This is a genomic window from Rhizobium sp. P40RR-XXII (genome assembly GCF_012641405.1).
In the GTDB taxonomy this organism is placed as follows: domain Bacteria; phylum Pseudomonadota; class Alphaproteobacteria; order Rhizobiales; family Rhizobiaceae; genus Rhizobium.
On sequence record NZ_JABAII010000002.1, the window covers coordinates 291,086 to 315,843 of the forward strand.

27 protein-coding genes, 1 tRNA gene and 2 riboswitches are annotated in these 24,758 nt (G+C 59.9%); of the genes, 12 read left to right on the top strand and 16 right to left on the bottom strand.

Annotated elements, in window-relative coordinates:
• Window positions 1–7: 7 nt before the first annotated feature.
• Genes gcvP through gcvT form a run of 3 tightly spaced genes read right to left on the bottom strand, consistent with a single transcriptional unit; the run spans window position 8 to window position 4,396 of the window.
• On the bottom strand, window positions 8–2,872 hold the full coding sequence (gene gcvP / locus HGP16_RS04680; protein WP_168838851.1) for an aminomethyl-transferring glycine dehydrogenase: 2,865 nt from the start codon (window positions 2,870–2,872) through the stop codon (window positions 8–10).
• On the bottom strand, window positions 2,872–3,234 hold the full coding sequence (gene gcvH, locus HGP16_RS04685) for a glycine cleavage system protein GcvH (RefSeq protein ID WP_168838852.1): 363 nt from the start codon (window positions 3,232–3,234) through the stop codon (window positions 2,872–2,874). Before gcvH ends, gcvP begins: the two co-directional genes overlap by 1 nt.
• A 25-nt stretch (window positions 3,235–3,259) precedes the next feature.
• Window positions 3,260–4,396, bottom strand: coding sequence for a glycine cleavage system aminomethyltransferase GcvT (gcvT, locus tag HGP16_RS04690; protein WP_168838853.1), 1,137 nt, complete (start codon window positions 4,394–4,396; stop codon window positions 3,260–3,262).
• A 70-nt stretch (window positions 4,397–4,466) separates the two neighbouring features.
• Window positions 4,467–4,544: riboswitch (glycine riboswitch) on the bottom strand.
• 3 nt (window positions 4,545–4,547) lie between these two features.
• Window positions 4,548–4,631: riboswitch (glycine riboswitch) on the bottom strand.
• Between the two features lie 168 nt (window positions 4,632–4,799).
• Between gcvT and HGP16_RS04695 the strand changes: the two genes are divergently transcribed.
• The 8 genes from HGP16_RS04695 to HGP16_RS04730 all read left to right on the top strand — a co-directional run bounded on the left by HGP16_RS04695 (window position 4,800) and on the right by HGP16_RS04730 (window position 11,238).
• On the top strand, window positions 4,800–5,333 hold the full coding sequence (locus HGP16_RS04695) for a copper chaperone PCu(A)C (protein WP_168838854.1): 534 nt from the start codon (window positions 4,800–4,802) through the stop codon (window positions 5,331–5,333).
• A 186-nt stretch (window positions 5,334–5,519) separates the two neighbouring features.
• On the top strand, window positions 5,520–6,518 hold the full coding sequence (locus tag HGP16_RS04700) for an RluA family pseudouridine synthase (RefSeq protein ID WP_168838855.1): 999 nt from the start codon (window positions 5,520–5,522) through the stop codon (window positions 6,516–6,518).
• On the top strand, window positions 6,515–7,168 hold the full coding sequence (locus HGP16_RS04705; RefSeq protein ID WP_168838856.1) for an HAD-IA family hydrolase: 654 nt from the start codon (window positions 6,515–6,517) through the stop codon (window positions 7,166–7,168). Before HGP16_RS04700 ends, HGP16_RS04705 begins: the two co-directional genes overlap by 4 nt.
• 9 nt (window positions 7,169–7,177) lie before the next feature.
• Window positions 7,178–7,963 carry an ATP12 family chaperone protein gene (locus HGP16_RS04710; RefSeq protein ID WP_168838857.1) on the top strand — a complete coding sequence of 262 codons (786 nt, stop codon included), beginning with the start codon at window positions 7,178–7,180 and terminating at the stop codon, window positions 7,961–7,963.
• Window positions 7,964–8,032: 69 nt separating this feature from the next.
• A complete protein-coding gene (locus HGP16_RS04715; protein ID WP_168838858.1) occupies window positions 8,033–8,503 on the top strand; it encodes a hypothetical protein in 471 nt (156 codons plus the stop codon).
• Between the two features lie 162 nt (window positions 8,504–8,665).
• Window positions 8,666–10,198, top strand: a complete 1,533-nt coding sequence (locus HGP16_RS04720; RefSeq protein ID WP_168838859.1) for an acyl-CoA carboxylase subunit beta — start codon at window positions 8,666–8,668, stop codon at window positions 10,196–10,198.
• Window positions 10,199–10,321: 123 nt separating this feature from the next.
• Window positions 10,322–10,714: a DoxX family protein gene (locus HGP16_RS04725; RefSeq protein WP_168838860.1), complete on the top strand. Its 393-nt coding sequence runs from the start codon at window positions 10,322–10,324 to the stop codon at window positions 10,712–10,714.
• 137 nt (window positions 10,715–10,851) lie between these two features.
• The gene (locus tag HGP16_RS04730) at window positions 10,852–11,238 is read left to right on the top strand and encodes a DoxX family protein (protein ID WP_168838861.1); all 387 of its coding nucleotides are present in this window, start codon (window positions 10,852–10,854) and stop codon (window positions 11,236–11,238) included.
• 10 nt (window positions 11,239–11,248) lie between these two features.
• On the opposite strand, the gene sugE is transcribed toward HGP16_RS04730, so the two are convergent.
• The 6 genes from sugE to HGP16_RS04760 form a co-directional block, all read right to left on the bottom strand.
• Window positions 11,249–11,563 carry a quaternary ammonium compound efflux SMR transporter SugE gene (gene sugE / locus HGP16_RS04735; protein ID WP_168838862.1) on the bottom strand — a complete coding sequence of 105 codons (315 nt, stop codon included), beginning with the start codon at window positions 11,561–11,563 and terminating at the stop codon, window positions 11,249–11,251.
• Between the two features lie 148 nt (window positions 11,564–11,711).
• Complete coding sequence (gene fghA / locus HGP16_RS04740; RefSeq protein ID WP_168838863.1) at window positions 11,712–12,548, bottom strand: S-formylglutathione hydrolase; 837 nt, start codon at window positions 12,546–12,548, stop codon at window positions 11,712–11,714.
• A gap of 120 nt (window positions 12,549–12,668) precedes the next feature.
• Window positions 12,669–13,109: a YaiI/YqxD family protein gene (locus HGP16_RS04745; protein ID WP_168838864.1), complete on the bottom strand. Its 441-nt coding sequence runs from the start codon at window positions 13,107–13,109 to the stop codon at window positions 12,669–12,671.
• Between the two features lie 74 nt (window positions 13,110–13,183).
• Window positions 13,184–14,311 carry an S-(hydroxymethyl)glutathione dehydrogenase/class III alcohol dehydrogenase gene (locus tag HGP16_RS04750; RefSeq protein ID WP_168838865.1) on the bottom strand — a complete coding sequence of 376 codons (1,128 nt, stop codon included), beginning with the start codon at window positions 14,309–14,311 and terminating at the stop codon, window positions 13,184–13,186.
• A gap of 160 nt (window positions 14,312–14,471) precedes the next feature.
• On the bottom strand, window positions 14,472–16,481 hold the full coding sequence (locus HGP16_RS04755) for an acetyl/propionyl/methylcrotonyl-CoA carboxylase subunit alpha (protein ID WP_168838866.1): 2,010 nt from the start codon (window positions 16,479–16,481) through the stop codon (window positions 14,472–14,474).
• An 81-nt stretch (window positions 16,482–16,562) separates the two neighbouring features.
• Window positions 16,563–17,498, bottom strand: a complete 936-nt coding sequence (locus HGP16_RS04760; RefSeq protein WP_168838867.1) for a DMT family transporter — start codon at window positions 17,496–17,498, stop codon at window positions 16,563–16,565.
• 220 nt (window positions 17,499–17,718) lie between these two features.
• On the opposite strand from HGP16_RS04760, the gene HGP16_RS04765 reads away from it, so the two are divergent.
• Window positions 17,719–18,141: a helix-turn-helix domain-containing protein gene (locus HGP16_RS04765; protein ID WP_168838868.1), complete on the top strand. Its 423-nt coding sequence runs from the start codon at window positions 17,719–17,721 to the stop codon at window positions 18,139–18,141.
• A gap of 18 nt (window positions 18,142–18,159) precedes the next feature.
• On the opposite strand, the gene HGP16_RS04770 is transcribed toward HGP16_RS04765, so the two are convergent.
• The 3 genes from HGP16_RS04770 to HGP16_RS04780 all read right to left on the bottom strand — a co-directional run bounded on the left by HGP16_RS04770 (window position 18,160) and on the right by HGP16_RS04780 (window position 18,995).
• A complete protein-coding gene (locus tag HGP16_RS04770) occupies window positions 18,160–18,312 on the bottom strand; it encodes a hypothetical protein (protein ID WP_168838869.1) in 153 nt (50 codons plus the stop codon).
• A 78-nt stretch (window positions 18,313–18,390) separates the two neighbouring features.
• Window positions 18,391–18,606, bottom strand: a complete 216-nt coding sequence (locus HGP16_RS33875) for a hypothetical protein (protein WP_120664072.1) — start codon at window positions 18,604–18,606, stop codon at window positions 18,391–18,393.
• A gap of 304 nt (window positions 18,607–18,910) precedes the next feature.
• Window positions 18,911–18,995: transfer RNA gene (locus HGP16_RS04780), tRNA-Leu, on the bottom strand.
• 238 nt (window positions 18,996–19,233) lie between these two features.
• Between HGP16_RS04780 and lipB the strand changes: the two genes are divergently transcribed.
• Window positions 19,234–19,950, top strand: coding sequence for a lipoyl(octanoyl) transferase LipB (gene lipB / locus HGP16_RS04785; RefSeq protein ID WP_168838870.1), 717 nt, complete (start codon window positions 19,234–19,236; stop codon window positions 19,948–19,950).
• Between the two features lie 627 nt (window positions 19,951–20,577).
• Window positions 20,578–21,114, top strand: a complete 537-nt coding sequence (locus HGP16_RS04790; RefSeq protein ID WP_168838871.1) for a hypothetical protein — start codon at window positions 20,578–20,580, stop codon at window positions 21,112–21,114.
• A 59-nt stretch (window positions 21,115–21,173) separates the two neighbouring features.
• Here HGP16_RS04790 and HGP16_RS04795 read toward each other — a convergent pair whose 3' ends face one another.
• Window positions 21,174–21,668, bottom strand: coding sequence for a peptide deformylase (locus tag HGP16_RS04795; protein WP_168838872.1), 495 nt, complete (start codon window positions 21,666–21,668; stop codon window positions 21,174–21,176).
• Window positions 21,669–21,987: 319 nt separating this feature from the next.
• Here HGP16_RS04795 and HGP16_RS04800 point away from each other — a divergent pair, with 319 nt between their 5' ends.
• Window positions 21,988–22,380 carry a MerR family DNA-binding transcriptional regulator gene (locus HGP16_RS04800; protein ID WP_168839169.1) on the top strand — a complete coding sequence of 131 codons (393 nt, stop codon included), beginning with the start codon at window positions 21,988–21,990 and terminating at the stop codon, window positions 22,378–22,380.
• A 22-nt stretch (window positions 22,381–22,402) separates the two neighbouring features.
• Here the strand turns inward: HGP16_RS04800 and HGP16_RS04805 are convergent, their stop codons facing one another.
• The 3 genes from HGP16_RS04805 to HGP16_RS04815 all read right to left on the bottom strand — a co-directional run bounded on the left by HGP16_RS04805 (window position 22,403) and on the right by HGP16_RS04815 (window position 24,635).
• Entirely contained in the window at window positions 22,403–22,876 is a 474-nt protein-coding gene (locus HGP16_RS04805) for an isoprenylcysteine carboxylmethyltransferase family protein (RefSeq protein WP_168838873.1), read from the bottom strand.
• Between the two features lie 12 nt (window positions 22,877–22,888).
• A complete protein-coding gene (locus tag HGP16_RS04810) occupies window positions 22,889–23,878 on the bottom strand; it encodes a heparan-alpha-glucosaminide N-acetyltransferase (protein ID WP_168838874.1) in 990 nt (329 codons plus the stop codon).
• A 64-nt stretch (window positions 23,879–23,942) separates the two neighbouring features.
• Window positions 23,943–24,635 carry a DUF599 domain-containing protein gene (locus HGP16_RS04815; RefSeq protein ID WP_168838875.1) on the bottom strand — a complete coding sequence of 231 codons (693 nt, stop codon included), beginning with the start codon at window positions 24,633–24,635 and terminating at the stop codon, window positions 23,943–23,945.
• Between the last annotated feature and the right edge of the window lie 123 nt (window positions 24,636–24,758).

Consider the following 24,758-nt stretch of genomic DNA (forward strand, 5'->3'; position numbering starts at 1 on the left):
AAAAATTCTACTCGGCTGCCTCGGCGTAGGATTCCAGCGGCGGGCAGGTGCAGATCAGGTTGCGGTCGCCATAGACATTGTCGATGCGATTGACCGGGGACCAGTATTTGTCCACGCGGAAGGCGCCGGGCGGGAAGCAGGCCTGTTCACGCGAATAGGGGCGATCCCATTCGCCGACGAGGTCTTCCACCGTGTGCGGAGCGTTCTTCAGCGGATTGTCGGTCTTGTCCATGCGACCGCCTTCGATGGCGCGGGCTTCCTCGCGGATCGCCAGCATCGCCTCGCAGAAGCGGTCGATCTCGGCCTTCGTTTCCGATTCGGTCGGTTCGATCATCAGCGTGCCGGCAACCGGCCAGCTCATGGTCGGCGCGTGAAAGCCGCAATCGATGAGGCGCTTGGCGACATCGTCAACCGTCACGCCGGCGCTTGCGACCAGCGGACGCGTGTCGATGATGCATTCATGCGCGACACGTCCTGCCTTCGACTTATAGAGGACGTCATAGGCGCCCTTGAGCCGGGCAGCGATATAGTTGGCGTTGAGGATCGCCACCTTAGTCGCCTGCGTCAGGCCTTCGCCACCCATCATCAGGCAGTAGCTCCAGGAGATCGGCAGGATGGAGGCCGAACCGAAGGCTGCCGCCGAGACCGCACCGTTGCGGCCGTCCGTTTCCGGATGACCGGGCAGGTGGGATGCCAGATGAGCCTTGACGCCGATCGGGCCCATGCCGGGGCCGCCGCCGCCATGCGGAATGCAGAAGGTCTTGTGCAGGTTCAGGTGGCTGACATCGGAGCCGATATCGCCCGGACGCGAGAGGCCGACCATGGCGTTCATGTTGGCGCCATCGAGGTAGACCTGACCACCATGCTTGTGCACGAGATCGCAGATCTCCTTCACCGTCTCCTCGAAGACGCCGTGCGTCGAAGGATAGGTGATCATGCAGCAGGAGAGGTTGTCGGCATATTGCTCGGTCTTGGCGCGGAAATCGGCCATGTCGATATCGCCGTCGTCGCTGACCTTGACGACCACGACCTTCATGCCCGCCATCTGCGCCGAAGCTGGGTTGGTGCCGTGCGCGGAGGTCGGGATGAGGCAGATGTCGCGATGACCCTGACCGTTGGCTATGTGGTAGTTGCGGATGGTCAGGAGGCCGGCATATTCGCCCTGCGCGCCGGAGTTCGGCTGCATGGAGAAGGCGTCGTAGCCGGTAATGGCGCAGAGCTTGTCCGTCAGATCATCGATCATTTCGCGGTAGCCGAGCGCCTGGTCGGCCGGCACGAAAGGATGGATATCCGAAAACTCAGGCCATGTGATCGGCAGCATTTCCGCCGTCGCATTGAGCTTCATGGTGCAGGAGCCGAGCGGGATCATCGAACGGTCGAGCGCCAGGTCGCGGTCGGAGAGACGACGGATGTAACGCGTCATCTCGCTTTCGGCGCGGTTCATGTGGAAGATCGGATGCGACAGGTATTCGCTGGTGCGCAGCAGGCCCTTCGGCAGGCGATAGGATGGCTCGAAATCGGCAATGCGGAAATCGCCGCCGAAGGCGCGCCAGACGGCTTCTACCGTTGCCGGGCGGGTGCGCTCGTCCAGGCTCATGCCGATCTTCGTCTCGCCGACCTTGCGCAGGTTCACGCCTTCGGCCACGGCCGCGCGCAGGATGAGACCCTGCATGTGACCGACCTCGACGGTGATGGTGTCGAAGAAGTTTTCCGGCTCGATGGTATAGCCGAGCTTTTCCAACCCCTTGGCCATCAGGACGGCCTTTTGGTGGACCTGCTGGGCGATCGCCTTCAGGCCCTGCGGGCCGTGGAAGACTGCATACATGGAAGCCATAACGGCAAGCAGGACCTGGGCGGTGCAGATATTCGACGTCGCCTTTTCGCGGCGAATGTGCTGTTCGCGCGTCTGCAGCGACAGGCGATAGGCGCGATTGCCGCGCGCATCGACCGAAACGCCGACGAGACGGCCCGGCATGGAGCGCTTGTAGTAGTCCTTGACCGCCATATAGGCGGCATGCGGACCACCATAGCCGACAGGAACGCCGAAGCGCTGCGAGGAGCCGATGGCAATATCCGCGCCCATTTCGCCGGGAGATTTCAGCAGCGTCAGGGAGAGGAGGTCGGCCGCCACGATGGCGATTGCACCAGTCTGGTGCAGGCGTGCGATCAGACCGGTGAAATCGTTGATGTGACCATGCGTGCCCGGATACTGGAAGATCGCGCCGAAGACGTCGACCGGATCGAGATCCGTAAACGGATTGCCGACGATGACGGTCCAGCCGAGCGGCTCGGCGCGCGTCCTGATCAGCGCGATGGTCTGCGGGTGGCATTCGGCATCGACGAAGAAGGCTTTTGCCTTCGATTTCGCGACGCGTTCCGCCATCGCCATGCCTTCGGCAGCGGCGGTCGCTTCGTCGAGCAGGGATGCATTGGCGACGTCGAGACCCGTGAGGTCGCTGATCATCGTCTGGTAGTTCAGCAGAGCCTCGAGGCGGCCCTGGCTGATCTCGGGCTGGTACGGCGTATAGGCCGTGTACCAGGCCGGGTTTTCCAGGATATTGCGCTGGATGACCGGCGGCGTGATCGTGCCGTAATAGCCCTGGCCGATGAGCGAAACCAAGACCTTGTTCTTATTGGCGGTCTCGCGCAGCCTGTCGAGCGCCTCGCGCTCCGTCATCGGCGCGCCCCAGGCGAGCGGCGTCTTCTGGCGGATCGCCGGCGGCAGCGTCGCATCGATCAAGCCGTCGAGGCTGTTGTAGCCGATGACGCGAAGCATATCGGTCATCTCGGAGGGAGACGGGCCGATATGGCGACGATTGGCGAAATCGTATGGCTGGTAGTCGGTGAATGTGAATTCCGTAGGCGTCGTCATTATCCGATCAGCTCCTTGTAACCGGATTCATCAAGAAGACCATCGACATCGCTCATATTCTTCAGCTTGAGCTTGAAGAACCAGCCGGCACCCATCGGGTCGGAATTGACGAGGGCCGGATCGGCGGTGATGGCTTCGTTGACTTCGGTGATTTCTCCATCGAGCGGACAATAGACTTCCGATGCCGCCTTGACGGATTCGACGGTTGCCGCGTCGTCACCCTTGGAGAAGCTGGCGCCGACTTCGGGCAATTCCACAAAAACGAGATCGCCGAGCTGCTCGGCCGCATGCGCGGTGATGCCGACCGTTGCGACATCGCCTTCGACCTTCAGCCACTCGTGTTCTTCGGTGAATTTCAGCATGGATAATCCTCTCTGGAAAAGACGTTCAGCGTTTGTAGGTGGGTTTGATGAAAGGCAGGGCGCTGACGGCGACCGGCAGGTATTTGCCGCGCACTTCGGCGTAAACGATGGTGCCGGGAGCGGTGAATTCGGTCGGCACATAGCCCATGGCAACGGGAGATTCGACGCTCGGGCCGAAGCCGCCGGAGGTGACTTCGCCGATTTCCGTCTTGCCTTCAGCATCGGCATAAAGCTTGGCGTGACCGCGCACCGGTGCCTTGCCCTCGGGCTTCAGGCCGACGCGGCGGCGCGCGGTACCGCCATCGAGTTCGGCAAGAATGCGGCTTGCGCCGGGAAAGCCGCCGGCGCGTGCGCCGCCGGTCTTGCGGGCCTTCTGGATCGCCCATTCAAGGGCGCCTTCGATCGGCGTCGTCGTCTCGTCGATGTCGTTGCCGTAGAGGCAGAGGCCGGCCTCGAGGCGGAGCGAGTCACGGGCGCCAAGGCCGATGGGCTGGACGTCCGGGTGCTCCAGCAGCCGCTTGGCGATATCTTCGGCCTTATCCGCCGGTACGGAGATTTCGAAGCCGTCTTCGCCGCTATAGCCGGAGCGCGACACGAGGCAGGAAACGTCGTGGAGGCGACAATGGCGCACATCCATGAACTTCATGTAGGCGATATCGGCCCAGAGCTCGGCAAGCACGTCGACGGCGCGTGGTCCCTGCAGGGCGATGAGGGCGCGATCGAGTAATGTAACTTCGCAGCTATCGCCTATATGATCTTGAAGATGTTTGAAATCCTGCTCTTTGCAGGCGGCGTTCACGACGACGAAAAGATAGTCGTCCATATGGGCGATCATCAGATCGTCGAGGATGCCGCCGTTATCGTCGGTGAAGAAGCCGTAGCGCTGGCGATTTTCGGCAAGCCCGAGAATATCGACCGGCACCAGGCTTTCGAGCGCCAGTGCCGCATCCTCATATTTGCCGGAGCGGGCGCGGATTGTCACCTGACCCATATGCGACACGTCGAACAGGCCGGCGGAAGATCTGGTCCAAAGATGTTCTTTCAGCACGCCGGGCGCATATTGCACGGGCATGTCATAGCCGGCGAACGGCACCGTGCGGGCACCGAGCGACAGATGCAGGGCGTGAAGTGGTGTTGTCTTGAGGGCAGCGGTCTCGTCCAAATGACGCCTCCGGGTTTTGCGCCGTTTCGAGGCGCAGAGCTCACAATTTCGGCGCAAGCGCGCCTGACGATGAGCCCCCTCTGTCTGTTTGCCTGAGATTGTTATCCCTTCGGCGAACGCTTGCGCGCTTCTCTCCAGAGTTCCGTCTGCCCCTTGCTGGTCCTTTGGCCTGAGAGTTTCCGGGGCGGTTGCTCCTTCGGCACCGGCTTGCGCCGGATTCTCCCAACAAGGTCAGTTGCCATTATCCGGTCCCGGTCAGAGATGGCAAGGGGCAAATGTCGCCGCTGAACAAATTTTTGTCGCGCCGATCAATCCTGCGTTTGGCAACGATTACTGGCCTTTGCAATAGAGACTGGAGAGGTTATCCCTTCTGGTCGATTGAGGAGCCGGGCAGGAGATGAAGATGAACCGCAACTACGCCGCCGCACTGCTGATTTCGATTGGCGCATTTTCACTGTCCCTAAGCGGGGCGATGGCGCAGGACAGCGGCGCGATGAAGTCTATGCCTGGAATGCATATGGATGCCGGCGCAGCACCTTCAGGCTCTGCCGTCGCCAAGCTTGGCGATCTCGATATCAGCGGCGGCTATGTTCGCGCCATGCTTCCTGGCCAGCCCGTCGGCGGCGGCTACATCACCATCCACAACAGTGGCAAGACCGATGACAAGCTGACCTCCGTGACCTCGTCGTCCGCCGGCAAGGTGGAACTGCATGAGATGAAGATGGACGGCGAGATCATGAAGATGCGCGAAATCAAGGGCGGCGTCGCCATTCCCGCCGGCGCCACTGTGACGCTTGCGCCCAACACGATGCACATGATGTTCAAGCAGGTTAAGGCGCCTTTCAAGCAGGGCGGCACGGTGCCCGTGATGCTGATGTTCGACAAGGCTGGTATGGTCAACGTCAATCTGCCCGTCGTCTCGGCTAGGGGAAACTGAGCCAGAAAATTATCCTGCCGTATAATTCCGGTTTCCACTTTTCCTCGAAATGCTCTAAAGCCACGTCAAAAGGCTAGGAAATCTCCGGCCGCGGGGCTGATTGTCCCGTCGTTTGAATTCGCATGACCCCGTCCGACGAGCGTTCGGCATTTTCCGGGACATGCCGCGATGTTTGAAAGAAGAAGAATGGCCGGGATTGAGCATATTAAGGTCGAGCCTGACGAGGCCGGCATGCGCCTCGACCGCTGGTTCAAGGTGCATTTTCCGGGCCTCGGCTTCGGGCAATTGCAGAAGCTGATGCGCTCGGGCCAAGTGCGGGTCGATGGTGGCCGCGTCAAGACGGATGCGCGCGTGCAGCCGGGGCAGACCGTGCGAGTGCCGCCGCTCGATGTCGACGCAAAGGCCCTGAAGAGCGGTCCTATTGCCAGCAATGACCTCAAACATTCCGGCGATGCCGAGCTTCTTGCGCGCATGCTTCTGCATGAAGACGACAAAGTCTATGTGCTGAACAAGCCGGCCGGCCTTGCGGTACAGGGCGGCTCCGGCCTTACGCGTCATATCGACAAGATGCTGGAGGCCTGGACGAGCAAGAAAGGCGAAAAGCCGCGCCTGGTGCACCGTCTCGACCGCGATACGTCGGGCGTGCTCGTCGTTGCCCGCACCCGTGGAGCCGCGCAGAAGCTGACGGCGGCCTTCCGCGAGCGCGACACCAAGAAGACCTATTGGTCGCTGGTCAAGGGCGTGCCGCGCAAGCATGAGGACAAGATCTCCACATGGCTGGTGAAGGAGGCGACGCCGGATGGCGATCGCATGCGCATTGCCAAGCATGGGGAGGAGGGCGCCGATCACGCCATTTCCTACTATCGCGTGCTCGAAACCGCTGCGCAGAGCCTCGCTTGGCTGGAGATGGAGCCCTATACCGGCCGTACCCACCAGTTGCGTGTCCACGCGCTGCATATGGGCCATCCGATCATCGGCGACCCCAAATATTTCGATGACGATCCGAACTGGGATTTCCCGGGCGGCGTCCAGAAGCGCCTGCATCTGCATGCGCGCCATATCGATATCCCGCATCCGAGCGGCGGGCGCCTGCGCGTCACCGCGCCTTTGCCGCCGCATATGGTGCAGACCTGGAACCTTCTCGGTTTCGATATGGAATCGGCAGGGGAGCCGGACGACGAATGAAGCTGGTCCTATTCGATTGTGACGGCACGCTGGTCGACAGTGCGCGGCTGATCCACGAGGTCATGGCGCGAACTTTTGTCGCCTTCGGCTATAAGCGTCCGGACGTTTCGGCCACCAAGTCGATCATCGGCCTGACGCTCGACATCGCCATCGCCCGCCTGCAGGGCAAGCCGCATGTCGATGACGAGGCGATCGCCATGACGGCGCATTACAAGTCGATTTTTCCCGACGTGCGGGACGAGGCCGACATGCAGACGCCGCTCTTCGACGGCATCAAGCCGCTGATCGAGATGCTTTCGGCCCGCGATGAATTGCTGATCGGCGCGGTAACGGGCAAATCCCGCCGCGGCCTGTCCCATATCCTTGAGGTCAACGATTTCACACCCTATTTTATTGTCTCGCGCACCGCCGACGATTGCCCGTCCAAGCCGCATCCGGCGATGGTGACCGAATGCTGCGACGAAACCGGCATGGATCCGCACGACACGATCGTGATCGGCGATGCGATCTACGACATGCAAATGGCGAAGGCGGCGGGTGCGACTGCCATTGGCGTCGCCTGGGGCTATGCTTCCGTCGAGGAGTTGCTGGCAGCCGGAGCCGATGCCATCGCACACCATCCGAACGACCTGTTGAGCCATATTCTCTGAGGTGACGTCATGCGCGACCTGTTGAACGATGTTTCCGAGGGCCTGAGCCATCCCGATCCGATCCGCCGTGCGCAGATCCAGATGAAGAAGCCGTTGCCCAAGCGCTTCTACAAGGACGTGACGATCAACGAGGAAGAGGGCAACCATGCCATCGCTCTCGACGGCAAGGTGGTGAAGACGCCGGCGCGGCACTCCCTGGCCCTGCCGACGGAAGCCCTTGCCAAGCTGGTGGCTGCCGAATGGGCGCGGCAGGTCGACGTGATCGATCCGGCCACCATGCCGGTAACGCGCCTCGTCAACACCGCTATCGACGGTGTTGAGACGGAGAGCGAGGCCGTGTTCGACGAGATCGTCCGTTTCTCCGGCAGCGACCTGCTTTGCTACCGCGCCGACGGGCCTGAGCGGCTCGTCGAACGGCATTCGGAACGCTGGGATCCGGTGATCGAATGGGTGGCGCGCGACATCGGCGCCCGCTTCATCCTGGCCGAAGGCGTCATGCATCAGGAACAGCCTGGCGAAGCCATCGCAGCCTTCGCCGCTGCGTTGCGCAAATACTCCACGCCGATGGAGCTTGCGAGCCTGCACACGATCACGACGCTCACCGGCTCGGCGATCCTGGCGCTTGCTTTCGCCGAAGGTTTTCTGCCACTCACCGACGTCTGGTCGCTTGCCCATCTCGATGAGGACTGGACGATCGAGCACTGGGGCAGCGACGAAGAGGCCGAACTGCGTCGTGCACAGCGTTTTGAGGAATTTCAGGCCGCGACCGATGTTTTTTCCGCGCTTCGCAGTTGAACATTGTTGATTTCCAGTCCTTTATAGCGATCTTCGTATCTTGCAAGTTCGTAGGTCTGGACGGATATCATGTCGTGGTTGAAGTCGGGTGCCGCTTCGGCGCTCGTGGGATGTTTGGCTCTGGCAGCCTGCTCAAGCTGGTCCGTCGACCCTCCGCCTCCAACCTATGCCGTACGCAGTGCGAGTGTCGTCGCCGATCAGGCCTTGCCTCCGGTATCGCCAGCGCTGGTCGCCGCCGTCAACGATCGCGTGAATGCGGCGATTGCCGCAACGACCTATAGTCAACCCTTGCCACAGGTCGCAATTACGGTCCGATTGACCGATGTCCGCAGGGCGCGTGGTTTCAACCGTGATCGCAACAGCGCCAAGGTCAACATCGACGCCGCGGCATTGGACGGCGGCGCGGTGGTCGCCATGGCGTCTTTCGAGACTAAAACCACCGCTCCCGATCCCGCCACGGCGGATGAGCTGATGGCCGAGGATATCGCGGCGCGCGTCCGCTCCATCTTTTCCCTGACTACGCCGCGGCTGGCGAATTGACCCGGCAGCTTCAAACGACGCTCGCGCCATGCTAGAGCATTTCCAGGAAAAGTGCGCAGCGGTTTTCCGTCCGGATTGCGTAAAAACAAGAAGATAGAGCACTTCCGCGATTCGAAAAAAGCGAAAATGCTCCAGTCCAAGCGATGAGGGAGAGAGGACCGCATGAAGGAAATCCTGCAGGAACTGGAACGTCGTCGCGAGGTCGCAAGGCTCGGAGGCGGACAGGTGCGCATCGATGCGCAGCATGCGCGCGGCAAGCTGACTGCGCGCGAGCGCATCGATATTTTCCTCGACGAGGGCTCCTTCGAGGAATTCGACATGTTCGTCGAACATCGCTCGACCGATTTCGGCATGGACAAGAGCAAGATAGCCGGCGACGGCGTCGTCACCGGATGGGGCACCATCAACGGGCGTACCGTTTTCATTTTTGCCAAGGATTTCACGGTTTTCGGCGGATCTCTTTCAGAAGCACATGCGGAAAAGATCACCAAAATACAGGATATGGCGCTGAAGAACCGGGCGCCGATCATCGGCATCTACGATGCCGGCGGCGCCCGCATTCAGGAAGGCGTGGCCGCACTCGGCGGCTATGCCGAGGTGTTCCAGCGCAACGTGCTGGCCTCCGGCGTCATTCCGCAAATCTCCATCATCATGGGGCCATGCGCGGGTGGCGACGTCTATTCCCCGGCCATGACGGATTTCATCTTCATGGTGCGCGACACCTCCTACATGTTCGTCACCGGGCCGGATGTGGTAAAGACCGTCACCAACGAAACCGTTACCTCCGAGCAGCTCGGCGGCGCTTCGGTACACACGACGAAATCCTCGATCGCGGATGCCGCCTATGACAACGATGTCGATACACTGCTGCAGGTGCGCCGTCTCGTCGATTTCTTGCCGCAGTCGAACACGGCGGCGGTACCGGAGATCGAATGCTATCAATCCGTGACAGAGCCGGATAACTCGCTCGATACGCTGATTCCGGCCAATGCCAACAAACCCTACGACATCAAGGAGCTGATCTTGAAGATCGCGGATGAGGGCGATTTCTTCGAGATACAGGAAAGCTTCGCCAAGAACATCGTCTGTGGTTTCGGTCGCATCGAGGGAGCCACGGTCGGCTTCGTCGCTAACCAGCCGATGGTGTTGGCCGGCGTTCTCGACAGCGATGCATCGCGAAAGGCGGCCCGCTTCGTGCGTTTCTGCGATTGCTTCAATATCCCGATCGTCACCTTCGTCGATGTGCCCGGCTTCCTGCCGGGAACGGCACAGGAATATGGTGGGCTGATCAAGCATGGCGCCAAGCTGCTCTTTGCCTATGCCGAAGCGACCGTGCCGAAACTGACCGTCATTACCCGCAAGGCCTTCGGCGGCGCCTATGACGTCATGGCCTCGAAACATCTGCGCGGCGATCTCAACTATGCCTGGCCGACGGCGCAGATCGCCGTGATGGGTGCCAAGGGGGCGGTGGAAATTATCTTCCGCAAGGATATCGCCGACCCGGAAAAGATTGTAGCGCATACCAAGATGTATGAGGATCGCTTCCTATCGCCGTTCGTGGCGGCCGAACGCGGCTACATCGACGAAGTGATCATGCCGCGTTCGACACGGCGGCGGCTGGCGCAGGGGCTGAGGATGCTGCGCAACAAGGATCTGACCAATCCCTGGAAGAAGCACGACAACATCCCCTTGTGAGTCTGTGACAACAAGCCACGGATATCACACGAAAAATTGATTGAGTGTCAAAAGCCGTGTTTTCACGTTCGCGACTGTCCGCACTAATGCTTCCTCCAGGGGGAGTTAAAACTGGAGTTTAAAATGGCGCTTTCCGATCGGCTGACCCAATATCAGCCCTATGCTCTTACTGTATTGCGTGTCATGACCGGCCTGCTGTTCATCGAACATGGCTTGCAGAAGCTCGTTGGCTTTCCGGCCGGCGGTCAATTTCCTAGCCCCTTGCCGACCTTGATCTTGGTTCAGGGGATTATCGAAGTCGTAGGCGGATTGGCGACGATCGTTGGCTTCTTTACCCGTCCGGTTGCCTTCATTCTCTGCGGCAATATGGCGGTCGCCTATTTCATGGCGCATTCGCCCAAGAATTTCTTCCCGGCCAACAATGGCGGTGACGCAGCGATCCTCTACTGCTTCATCTTCCTGTTCCTGATCTTCGCAGGTCCGGGCCTTCTGGCGATCGACAATAGCAAGAAGTAATCCGCTTCGTCGCCGGGCCTGGCTGATCGCTGGGTCCGGCGAATAAATCCGCCTCTCGCGTGTTTGCCCCGTTGTCAGCGGAGCGAGAGCATTTTCGGCAGGATCTCCTTCGCATTCCCCTTCGAACGGAGATCTTCATGTCGTTTTTCGAGCGCTTTTCGCCATACCAGCCTGCAGTCCTCACAATTCTGCGAATCATGACTGCCCTGTTATTCATCGAACATGGTACGCAGAAGCTCTTCGGCTTTCCGCCGGCACCTTACGCCATCACGACGCTGTTCTTCGCTGCGGCGATCATCGAGTTCGTAGGCGGTATCCTCATCCTGCTCGGTCTCTTCACCCGCCCGGTCGCCTTTCTCCTCAGTGGCGAAATGGCGATCGCCTATTTCACGGTGCATATGCCGATCGACTTCTTCCCGGCCAACAATCAGGGCGATGGCGCAGTGCTGTTCTGCTTCGTCTTCCTGTTTTTGGTGTTTGCAGGCCCTGGAAAGTGGGCGCTGGACAATCGCCAGCGCCGATGACGGCAGCTTGTCAGGCGGCAAGCTTCAGGCCGGCGATGCCAGCCACGATAAGACCGATGCAGAGCAGTCGGACGAACGTCGCGGGATCGCCGAGCAGCCATATGCCCAAGAGAACAGTGCCGACCGTGCCTATGCCGGTCCAGACCGCATAGGCCGCGCCCATCGGCAGGGTCTTTACAGCGAGACCGAGCAGCACGACGCTGATGATCATGGATATGACGGTGAGGACCGTCGGCATCGGCCGGGTGAATCCGTCGGTATATTTGAGGCCGACGGCCCAGCCGATTTCGAACAAGCCAGCGAGGAAAAGCAGGAACCAAGCCATTTTACGCTCCTTTGTTAAGAGCGAGGCCGTCCCCGCGATGTCTGCGGCCGGTCATATTCGCCGGCCACCGCAGTCGTCTGCGCATTTTGTATATGCCTTTGCCGAAGGCGCTTTTCAAGGCATGAGCCGCATGGCAGCCACGCAACCTTCATCTTGCCAGGCGTTCGGCATGCCACTTCAGGTGATCGTCCATGAAGCTGGAGATAAAGTAATAGGAATGATCATAGCGCTCATGCATGCGCAGCGTCAGACCGATATCGGTGCCCGTGATCGCATCTTCGAAAAGCCATGGGCGCAGGCCTTTTTCGAGGAAGCTGTCCGCCTTGCCCTGGTCGATCAGGAATTCCGGGAAGCGGGCACCGTCCTCGACGAGGGAGCAGGCGTCGTATTGTCTCCAGGCCGTCTTGTTGCTGCCGAGATATTTCTCGAGAGCGGGAGCCGACCAATCGGCCGTCGACGGCTGCACGATCGGGGCGAAAGCCGAGCAGCTCTTGAAGCGCTTCGGGTTTTTCAACGCGATCGTCATGGCGCCATGGCCGCCCATGGAATGGCCGAAGATACCCTGGCGGCTCATATCGGCACGGAATTGCTTGGTCACGAGCGCGGGTAATTCCTCGGTTATATAGCTGTACATCCGGTAGTTTTCGGCCCAGGGCGTCTCGGTGGCGTCGAGATAGAAGCCGGCGCCTTTGCCCATCTGCCAATTGGTCAGCTCGTCCGGCACGTCATTGCCGCGCGGACTCGTGTCCGGGCAGACGATGATCAGGCCGAGCTCGGCGGCCATGCGGCGATACTCGCCTTTTTCCATGACGTTGGCGTGGGTGCAGGTGAGACCGGAAAGATACCAGAGGACAGGCCGAGGCTCGGTAATCGCCTGCGGCGGCACGAAGACGGCAAAGGTCATCTCGCATTTGCAGGCTTCAGATTCATGCGAAAAGACACCCTGCATGCCGCCGAAGGCGGTGTTCTGGGAAATGATGTTCACGATTGGTCTCCAGGCGATTGGTGAGTTTTAGAGCGTAACGGCTTTCTTCTAATTGCCATTACGCTCTAATGCTTTGATTTTGCATAATCTTATCTTAAAACCGCTGCGCACTTTTTGGGATCATGCTCCGGCACGCCGGCAGAGCCGGTCGAAGGTTTCGAGAAAGGCGGAGCGGTCGCGCGGCGAGAAGGCGGCATTGTAGCCCTTGCTTTCGCCGGTTTCGCGAAGGTGCGCCCCGAGATCGCGCATGGCCGTCGCCATGCCGATATTCGTCTTGTCGAAGATGCGGCCGGTCGGCCCCGTCACAAGCGCTCCCGTCGCAACGCAGCGGCCGGCGAGCGGCACGTCCGCCGTGACGACAATATCGCCGGCGCCCGCATGTTCGGCAATCCAGTTGTCGGCGGCATCGAAGGCGTTGGAGACAATGACGTTATGCACCATCGGATCCCGCGACGGCCGCAGCCCCGAATTGGCGACGAAGGTCACTTCGATGCCGTGGCGTTCGGCAACCTTCAGGATCTCCGGCTTGACCGGACAGGCATCAGCGTCGACATAGATCATGATATCAAATCTTTTCAGTTATATGCGGCGTATTTCTCATGCGCCGCATACGTTTCTTTTCGCGACTTCGAGTGTCAGTACACCACGACGCCCCTGACACTCTTTCCGGAGTGCATGAGCTCAAATCCCTTGTTGATGTCTTCGAGCGGCATGGTGTGGGTGATCATCGGATCGATCTCGATCTTGCCTTCCATGTACCAGTCGACGATCTTCGGCACATCGGTGCGGCCCCGCGCGCCGCCGAAGGCCGTCCCCATCCACGAGCGGCCCGTCACCAGCTGGAACGGCCGCGTCGAGATCTCCTGGCCGGCGCCGGCAACGCCGATCACCACCGACTTGCCCCAGCCGCGATGGCTCGCCTCCAGCGCCTGGCGCATCACCTTGGTGTTGCCGGTGCAGTCGAAGGTATAGTCGGCCCCGCCGATCTGGTCGGCGCCACGCTTCGTCATGTTGACGAGATAGGGAACGATGTCGTCGCCGACTTCCTTCGGATTGACGAAATGCGTCATGCCGAAGCGCTCGCCCCAGGCCTTCTTGTCATTGTTGAGATCGACGCCGATGATCATGTCGGCGCCGGCCAGCCTCAAGCCCTGGATGACGTTGAGGCCGATGCCGCCGAGACCGAAGACGATCGCCGTTGCCCCCATCTCCACCTTGGCGGTGTTGATGACCGCGCCGATGCCCGTCGTCACGCCGCAGCCGATATAGCAGATCTTGTCGAAGGGGGCGTCGGGATTGACCTTGGCAACGGCAATCTCCGGCAGCACGGTATAATTGGCGAAGGTCGAGCAGCCCATATAGTGATGGATCTTGTCCTTGCCGATCGAGAAGCGCGAGGTGCCGTCCGGCATCAGGCCTTGGCCTTGCGTCGCGCGGATCGCCGTGCACAGGTTGGTCTTGCGCGACAGGCAGGACGGGCATTCGCGGCATTCGGGCGTATAGAGCGGAATGACGTGGTCGCCCTTCCTGACCGAAGTCACCCCCGGTCCGACATCGACGACGATGCCGGCGCCCTCATGGCCGAGGATCGCCGGGAACAAGCCTTCCGGATCGGCACCCGACAGGGTGAAATCATCGGTATGGCAGATGCCGGTCGCCTTGACCTCGATCAGCACTTCGCCGGCCTTCGGCCCCTCAAGCTGAACCGTCATCACTTCTAGCGGCTTGCCGGCGGCAATGGCTACGGCGGCGCGAACGTCCATGATCTCATCCCTTTTTGCTATGATTTGGTCCGCGCGACATTGGCATGGGCGCGCAGGGCGACTCAAGCCAAAATCAGACACTTAGCGTCGCAATCGTCATGTTTCAGCCGAGCAACCGCCGCTCAGTTTTTCCGAAAGGGTGGCGATACCTATATCCGGATCAGGCAAATTCCATGATCACGGCATCGACAGCGAGGCTCTCACCCGGCTTGGCGTTGATCTTGCCGACGACCAGGTCGCGTTCGGCGCGCAGGACATTTTCCATCTTCATCGCCTCGACGATGGCCAGCGTCTCGCCGGCCTTGACTTCTTGTCCCTCGGCAACGGCAATGGCGACGACCAGGCCAGGCATGGGGCAGAGCAGCAGCTTCGACGTGTCGGGCGGCAATTTGACGGGCATGAGCTTGTCGAGCTCAGCCTGACGCGGGGTGAATACCTTGACCCTGACGGAAATGCCCTGCCAGTCGATACGCAGGCCGTTCAGCAGGCTGCGGATCTGGACGGTCAGCTTGCGGCCGTTTACGGTGCCGGCCCAGACGGCATCGCCGGGACGCCAGTCGGTTGCGACAGTCACGATCTTGCCGCCGATCCGCATATCCATCTCGAAAGGAATGGTCACCACACCCTCGAGCAATGCCACGGGCAGGTAGGCCGTGCCGAGCTTGACGATCCAGTTCTCCGGCAACGGCCCGGCTGTGGGACGCAAGCGATCGGCATAGCGTTCGCGGCGGTTGGATTCGATCAGGCTGCAGGAGAGGGCGACTGCGGCAAGAAGTGCTGTCTGGTCCTCATCCGGCGTCACAGGCGCGAACCCATCAGGATATTCCTCGGCAATGAAGCCGGTAGAAAGGCGGCCCTCGCGCCAGCGCGGATGCTTCATCAGCGCGGACAGGAATGGCATGTTGTGTTCGATGCCGTCGACCACGAAACCGTCCAAGGCTTCGCCCATCGCTTCAATCGCTTCCAGCCTGGTGGGAGCCCAGGTGCAGAGCTTGGCGATCATCGGATCATAGTACATGGAGATCTCGGCGCCTTCGAAGACGCCGGTGTCGTTGCGGACGGCCGATTTTTCCGTCTTGCCCTCGCGCGGCGGGCGATAGCGCGTCAGACGGCCGATCGAGGGCAGGAAATTGCGATAGGGATCCTCCGCATAAAGGCGGCTTTCGACCGCCCAGCCGTTGAGCTTGATATCCGCCTGCTTGAACGGTAGCTTTTCGCCGGCGGCGACGCGGATCATCTGCTCGACGAGGTCGATGCCGGTCACAAGCTCCGTCACCGGATGCTCGACCTGCAGGCGGGTGTTCATTTCGAGGAAGTAGAAGTTCCTGTCGCGATCGACGATGAATTCGACCGTGCCGGCACTTTGATAATCGACGGCCTTGGCGAGCGCCACGGACTGTTCGCCCATGGCCTTGCGCGTCGCCTCGTCGAGAAACGGCGAGGGCGCTTCTTCCACGACCTTCTGGTTCCGGCGCTGGATGGAGCATTCCCGCTCGCCGAGATAGACCACGTTGCCATGGGCATCGGCCAGTACCTGGATCTCGATGTGCCGGGGGTCGACGACGAATTTCTCGATGAAGATGCGATCGTCGCCGAAGGAGCTTTTCGCTTCCGAACGGGCGCGCTCGAACCCGTCGCGCACCTCGTCCTTGCTCCAGGCAATGCGCATGCCCTTGCCGCCGCCGCCGGCGGAGGCCTTGATCATGACGGGATAACCGATCTCGGCCGCGATCCGCTCGGCGTGATCGGCGTCATCGATGATGCCGAGATGGCCCGGCACGGTGGACACATTGGCGGCGTTGGCGAATTTCTTCGATTCGATCTTGTCGCCCATGGCCTCGATCGCCTTCGGCTTGGGGCCGATGAAGATGATGCCTTCCTTCTCCAGCGCCGCGCAGAAGGAGGCGCGCTCGGAGAGGAAACCGTAGCCCGGATGAACCGCTTCGGCGCCGGTCTCCTTGCAGGCGGCGATGATCTTGTCGGCGACGAGATAGCTTTCGGCGGCGGGCGCCGGACCGATATGGACTGATTCATCCGCCATTTCGACATGAAGAGCATCCCGATCGGCATCCGAATAGACGGCGACCGTCAGGATACCCATCCGGCGCGCCGTCTTGATCACGCGGCAAGCGATCTCACCGCGATTGGCGATCAGGATTTTCTTGAACATGCAATCTCCGCCCAAATACTCTATTCAGTCAGTGTTTTAGCCACAAATTGCATGGCCGGTCCATGCGCAAGCTGTCTTGGCTCACGCCGCTTTTGCCAATTTTGACTGCACGCGCTCCCGCCAGATGATGAAGAGACCGGAGCTGACGATGATGGCAATGCCGATCCATTTGGAAAGATTGGGGAAATCGCCGAAGATCGCGTAGCCGAGGACGGTGGCGGAAATGATCTCGAAATATTGGAACGGGGCGAGCAGCGAAAGGGGTGCCAGCCGGAAGGCCCGGACGACAAGCATATGCGCGTAGCCCGATATCGAACCCAGAATCAGTAGAAGCGCGAGGCCGAGCGCAGAGGCGGGCAGGGAAGGCTCGAAATCGGCGATGCCGGCGGATGCCCCGGCCAACAGGGTGGCCGTCATGAACAGCGTGCCGCCTACGCCGGCCATGACCTGCATCGTCAATGGCGAATCCGCCTCGCCGACGGCGCGATTCATGAACAGATAGAGTGCAAAGAGGAAGGCGCAGGCTACAGGCAGCAGCGCTTTCAGCCCAAAGATCTCGAAACTCGGCTGAATGACGATCATCGCGCCGACGAAGCCGATGGCGATCGCCAGCCAGCGTCTCCAGCCGACCTTGTCGCCCAGAAACAGAGCTGAAAGTGCTGTCAGCATGAATGGTTCGACGAAATAGATCGCGAAGACATCGGCAAGCGGCATGTATTTGACCGCTGCGAAGAAGAGCAGGCTGGCCGCACCGTGCAACGCGCCACGCAGGAGGTTCATCCAGGGACGCTTTGCCGAGAATGCCGACCGTCCAGTTTCGGTCGCCAGCAGCGGCAGCATGCAGACAATCTGAAAGAAGAAGCGATAGAAGGTCACCTGGCCTGGCGACATGCCTTCGAAACTCGCCATGTACTTGGCAATCGCATCCATCGTCGGCAGCAGGAACATGGCGCTTGCCATGATCGTCATGCCTTTGAGGGGATTCTGCTGTGTGGAAACGGCGGGAGAGATGGACATGAAGAGACATCAAACACGAGAGAGGCATGCAATCAAGGCGCGATCGTGAGCGGATCGCAAGACGCGGAAACAGGCATGGCAAAACGTCACACTTTTCCATTTGGGACAGATCGGAATGGCGGGATGACGTCCTTAGACCTATCTCCGCCTTCGGAAACGGATAAAACATAAACGCGCCGCACAAAAAATCAGCGACGCAGCCAGGAAAAGGATCGCACCGATGTTCAAACCCGAACAAGAGACGACCGTTTTTTCGGATGAGGGCGACGATACGCTGGGCGGACGGTTGTCCATGGCCCGCGATGCCGCCGGCATCAGCCTCGAAACATTGGCAAGCCAGCTTGGCGTCAGCGAGGAGACGATGCTTGCCTGGGAATCCGATCGCGCCGAACCCAACCCCTCCGCCCTGGTGAAGATGTCGGCTCTCTTCGATGTTTCCCCGGCGTGGTTGATGACCGGGTCGGGCGATGGTCCTGGAGAGGATAGCGACGAGCGCGCCTTGGAAGCTGTCCGAAACGAGCTTTCGCGGCTACGAACAGCACACCAGGAAATCGGCAAACTGATCGAGGCGACCACTCACCAACTCGAGCGGCTCGATCATCAGATCCGGCTGCGCAAACTCAGCAAGGACGTGGCGCATTGAGCGCGGAGCTGGGCATTTCTAGCTCAGGCGGGCAATCGTATCGTCAAGATCGATAATCTCGGCACCGCCTTTTGCGCTCACGCCCTGCATCTTCATCGCCAGCAGTTCGTCGCGATGGGCGATCTTTTCGCCTCTGATTTTGATAAGCTTCAAACGAAAATCATCATTCATCTCAAACCCCTCCGTTTGGAGTGAATTATCCGCCGTTTGCCGGACTGCCGTTGTTTTCCAGGTTCATCTCCGTCGATCTCAGTCGTGCCCGCGTCCGCGATACGTGGTCGGGACGCCGGCCTCCTCATGGCATTGTGCGAGAGTTTCCAGCCACTCTGCCAATCCGGCCGGCACTTCGGCATTTCCAACTTCCATTGCCTCCACCCATGATAGGTCGCATTGCAGGGCGCTCGCCAGATTGATAGGCGTCCAGCGGATATGCAAAAGGCATTCGGAAAAGCGTTCTGGCGTCATGCATCCTCCGATTTTTGAAGAATTTCACGGTGCCAGAGAGGGGCGCGAAGTCAAGTAACCGCGGAGACCTAACGGCTCTCGCTGATCGAGGCGGGAGAACAGCATGAACGCCCCGAACATACGAAAATATATGAGGCGGGGACACCAAGCGCTCGATATCGACAAAAGCTGATTTCAAGCGAGCAAGTACTCAACAGCGCGGAGAGATATCCGTTGTGTTCTGCGACCCGTTTCATTGCGGAATATATGCTTGCCTAAAGCACTGTTTGAAAAACAAAAAACCCGGCCTAAGCCGGGTTCTTTTTGGTGCGGTCGAGAAGACTCGAACTTCCACGGGTTGCCCCACAGCGACCTCAACGCTGCGCGTCTACCAATTCCGCCACGACCGCATCGTGGTAGGCTGGATTGCTCCGGCGCGGCTGCATGTAGCAAAAGCATTCGGGGGGCACAAGAGCGATGTGTCAGTTTTTTTAAATTCCTTCACAGCTCCTCCGATCGTATCAGCCCAGATGCGGTGGAAACGCCTTAGATGTTTGAATTTCCGCCCGAATAGCGCCATATGTGGACAACCCGCAGGCAGCGCTGGATTTCCACATGAGCGGCCGGCGGCACGCAAAGGACTGCCATATGCTTCGCACAGAACTTTCCCACCAGATGCTTCCCGTCCACGGTACGCCGCCTGTTCGCTGGCGGATCAGCGAGGGACTCGTGCCTTATGAAGAGGCCGTCGCCACCATGGAAGCCGAAGTCGCCGATATCGCCGAGGGGCGGGCGCCGGAGCTGGTCTGGCTGGTCGAGCATCCGCCGCTCTATACCGCCGGCACCAGCGCCGATGTCGCCGATCTCATCGAGCCGGATCGATTTCCGGTATTCGCGACCGGACGCGGCGGCGAATACACCTATCACGGGCCGGGCCAGCGCGTGGCCTATGTCATGCTGGACCTGAAGTGTCGGCGGCAGGATATCCGCGCCTTCGTGGGCGCGCTTGAAGAAGTCATCATTCGTACGCTCGATGCGATGAATGTGCGCGGCGAACGTCGTGAGGATCGGGTCGGAGTATGGGTCCGGCGCCCGGAAAAGCCGGTTCTACCAGATGGCACCGTAACCGAAGACAAGATCGCAGCCCTCGGCATCCGCGTACGCAAATGGGTGACGTTTCATGGCCTTTCGCTGAACGTCGATCCAGATCTCGGCCATTTCACCGGCATTATTCCCTGCGGGATTTCTGCTTACGGCGTCACCAGCCTCGTCGATCTCGGTCTGCCGGTCATGATGACCGATGTCGACATCCGCCTTCGCGACGCCTTCGAACAGGTCTTCGGACAGACGGTCAACGACGCGTAGGACCGATTCCCGAGCGCTTCCGCGCGATCCTAGGAAAGCCCGGCAGATCAAGCAGCCCTGTCCGATCGACCACTGCAGTTCGCCGCAGCCTTACAGGGAAAGGCGAATCATTTTGGACAGGTGGGTCTTGCGGCATGGCGCGCCAGCCAAGAAAAATGCCCTGGAAGGGAGAGCATCCAGGGCATAGAGAGGGGAACTGCAGGGAAGAGAGTAGGGCGACACGCTCGCACTTCAAGGCCCGAAGCCCGTGATAGGTTGTATCGCGTCAACAATCGCTTTCATCTATAGCGGGACATCGGCCACTGCTGATCAGCAGTTTGACGTTCGATGCCATTGCAGCCCGAACGCATCGCTGATCCGCGCGTGAGATAATCGAGCGCCATTATGCCATATCGGCATCTTTGCCTTATCTACCTCCGGATGAATCCGGCACCCCGACGAAAGACCATCAGCGATTGCCGATCCCGCCAAGCCTCTCTTTTTGATGGCTATTTTTGTACAGTTTGCGTTCATGTTCGTCCGCATATGGTGTTTTCCGTCGCCCCAGAAATCGCGCGTCGATTGACAATCGGTAGGGACGATACGATTAATAGTTTCGACATTCGTCATAGAGCGGAGGAAATGCCAATGACTAGTCGTGCCATTCTGTTGATGTCTTTTGCGTCTCTTGCAGTTGTAGGTTCGATGGGCCTCGCTTCTTCGGCTTCTGCGCTAACCATGAAAGAGTGCAGCGCCAAATACCAGGCGGCTAAGACCGCTGGTACCTTGAACGGCCAAAAGTGGAACGACTTCCGCGCGACGCAGTGCAGCGCCGATGCCAGCGCCACCACCACGACTGCGCCGGCAACCACCGCGCCGGCCACAACGACACCTTCCAAGACTGCGAAGACGACCGCTGCCGCCAAGGTAGACGCCAGCGAGCCCGATGCCATGAAGCCGCCGGCAAGCGAGCCGGCAAAGCCGACGACGGCTGCTCCGGCCGGCGTGACGTTCCCGGCAAAGGTCGATCCCAAGTATGCCACCGAGACGCCCGGCAAGGGCCGCTTCCATACCTGCGTCGACGCATACAACGCCGCCAAGACCAGCAATTCGCTCGGCGGCCTGAAGTGGATCCAGAAGGGCGGCGGCTACTACAGCCTCTGCAACTCCAAGCTCAAGGGCTGATCGCGTATCCAACCAATTGCAGAACGGGCGCCTTTTGGCGCCCGTTTTGTTTTGCAAACTTAGTCTCGCGCCTTTTCCCATTTCTTTACAAGGCGATCGCGCTTGAGCCTTGAAAGCCGCTGAAGCCAGAAGATGCCATCCAATTGGTCGATCTCGTGCTGAATGCAGATGGCCGGAAAATCCTCCGCCTCCGCTTCATGCACTTCGCCGGAGACATTCTGATAGCGGAAGCGGATGGATTTGGGCCTGACGATCTCTTCGGTCGCTCCAGGCATGGAAACGCTGCCCTCCGTATGTCGCATGGTCTCTTCCGAGGACCAGAGAATCTCCGGATTGATATAGGTGCGCACGCCATCATCGCGGCTAAGTTCTATCACCACGACTCGCTTGAGGACCCCGATATGCGGGCCGGTGATGCCGACGCCGGGGGCGGCGCGCATCGTATCCAGCAGGTCGCCGACGAGCATTCGCAGATCGTCGTCGAAGATGGTCACGGGAGAACAGGCGATTCGCAGTAGCGGATCCGGGAAGCGGATGATCGGGCGGGCGGGCAACGACACTCTCTATCGAATGAAAGGACATATGTGGATACCCACGATAAGGGCGGGTTGGCGATATTACCACCGCCTCGATAGCTGATTTATCAGCTATCTCTTCTATCGCTTCTGTCGTCCCGATTCGGACTGAGCCGGCCAGGCGGCATCCGTCTTCCTGGCCGCCATTGCTATCGAATTTACCTGATATTTCCCCTGGTTATCCTCGCGGCCCGACGGGGCGCGCTCCACGCGCTTTAGGAAACAACGGGCTGCAAACCCGTCAAAATTGACTATTACGTAAAAGTCAATATTATGGTGGGCAGCAGATAGGGGCGGAATCTTGGTCGACGGATATTATAGCATAACAGAACTTACTCGGGAATTCGGGGTTTCGACCCGGACGCTGAGGTTCTATGAAGACGAGGGTCTCATTCAACCTGAGCGCAAGGGGCGTACGCGCCTGTTCCGGCCCGCCGACCGACGCCTCATTGCCGAAATCCTCCGTGGCCGCCGCATCGGCTTCACCATCGCCGAAATCCGCGAGATCATTCAGGTCTACAGGGAGCCGCCGGGCGAGATCGGCCAGTTGAAGCTGCTGATGAAGCGCGTCGACGAAAAGCGCGACGAGCTGCGCCAGAAGCGCAAGGATATCGACGATACGCTGAGCGAGCTCGACAATGTCGAGGAAGCCTGTCTCGGTCGTCTCGCCGAAATCGGCGTCGGGACCTGATCATGGGCCAACTGCCAGCGCCTTATACCCAGCGGCGCGTGTGCTTGCAGTAGAATTCGAATTCACAGCCGAAGCGCGAGAGCAAATGCATCTCCTCGCAGCGGATGACGAGGAATGTCGTCAAAGCAGCCGCCGCTGCCGCCATCGCCACGAACCATAGATTGCCGATCATCAGGCCGAGCCCCGCCGTCAGCAGGGTATAACCTAGATAGGTCGGGTTGCGCGTGAAGCGAAAGGGACCCGTGGTCACCAGATGCGCGCTGCAGCGTTGGGTCAAGACGGTCGTTCGCCTCTCCAGCAGCGTCTTGACGGCCCAAACGTTCAACGTCACCGCGACGGCGGTCAGGATCGCGCCGACGACCCATGAAGCGAGCGCCCAGATGAACGGCAGGGGCAATGGATACAACCGCTGGATATAGAGTGCCATAAGGACGGCAAGGCTATAGAGCAGCGGCGACCACGGAAAACTTAGCGACTTCGAACGATAGGCATTCATGGAATAACCCTGTCATTGCGCTTCATCCGTGCATTGTATCGCGATTCGGCTTACGCGTTCATCGCTATCTGCTTTGATCGCCCCGGATTCCAACGGTTTAAAGAGATCCTGGGCCTGTAACTTGTCGAGGGTGCATTGGCAGAAGCTGCGGCACATGGTTTCGCTGCCCGACCGCGTGCAAGAAGCCACGCATTGCCTGATGTAACCAACCGCCGGATCCTGCGGCGCCGCCGGCGCAACCAGCGACAGCAGGTAGACAAGGCCGAACAGGACGGGCTGGTGGACCAGATAGACGATGAGGCTGTGGCGGCCGGCGCGGGCGATCAGATTGCGGCCGGGGCCGAATTTCGCCAGACGCTCGAGCCAGCCGAGGGACGTGGCCAATTGCGCGATGCCAAGGCCGAACAGGAATGGCGCCAGCCATGGAAAGAGCGGTACATAATCGTTCGAGCGCCGCAGATTCTCGGAGAGCCCGACCCACCAGAGCCACGGCGCATCGAAAAAGCTCGAATGCAGCGACAGGGGTGCGATGACATTGTCGATGACGATGCCGACCGTCAGCAAGGCTGCAATGAGAAGGGTGACGAATGCCGGAAGTCGCAGGAACAGCAGCCCGACGAGGCTTGCCGCCGCGATACTGTGCAGTATGCCGAAGAATATCCATTCGTCACGCATGCCGATGAAGGTGACAAGCGAAATCGCCGCGGCCGCGGCGACGATCATGCCCATCCGTCGCCAATAGGAGTGCCAGCGGATCTCCGGCATATTGGCGAGCACGAGGCTGAAGCCCGCCAGGAACAGGAAAGTGCTGGCGATGGCGCGGGCATAGAGTTTCAGCCAGCCCGTTTCAGCCGTGCCGGAATCGAGATAGCCGAAGAATTCGAAATCCCAGGTGCAATGATAGCTTGCCATGGCCAGAAGGGCCAAGCCGCGCGCCGTATCCAGAATGCCGATGCGAGGTGTTTTTCGGGGGGCATCGACGCTCTCCGCGATCACGGCCATCGTGGGGTCCTTCCAGGCATAAACTCAAATATATGCTGCGCCGGTCCGAGCCGACGCGGCCTTGTCATTGCATATCGGCATCCATGATGGCCAGACGGGCATCGGAAAAAAACTGTCGGCGGATCAGCACGATGATGATGAATGTAGTGGTCGCCATGAAGACATAAGGGCTGAGGAACCAGCCGAGATAGCCGATCGACAGAAAGATCGCCCGCAGGCCGGCATTAAAGTTGCGCGCCGCAATGATGTTCATGCGCACCACGCGCTCCGCCGCCCGTTCGGCGCCGAGCGGATCGAGAATGGCTTCCTCACGCATCGGCAACGAGCCGAAAAGGATGGTGCAATAGTTGAACAAACGATAGGCCCATCCGAATTTGAAGAAGGCATAGCCGAACAGGCAAGCCAGTCCCGTCACCTTGATCTCGAAAGCGGCGCGGCCGCCATTGAGTATGAACGGCAGGTCGGAGAAGAAAGCGTTGACCTTGTCGGTGGCGCCGAGGAGGGCGAAACAACTGCCTATCGCGAAGATCGAGGTAGAGGCAAAGAAGCCCGTGCCGTTCTGCAGGCCGGAGAGGATCTGCGTATCGATCATCTTCAGATCGCGGCGCAATGAATTGTAGATCCACTCGCGCCGGCGCTCGTTCATCGCCAGCGTCAGGCTGGTACGATTGAAAAAGCGGGCGCTAGTGGTGATCCAGTTCAGCGCGATCCAGAGAAAGATGAACAGGGCGAGGGCGACATAGTCGGCAGTCGTCATAAAGGCAGATTCTCCAGGACCAATCCGATGTGAACTGTAGCGCAGCGCGGACGGCGCGCAATGGCCTTCTGTTTGCTTCCCCGAATGCCTATATGTAATGTCGCTGCCATGAAATCCGATGTC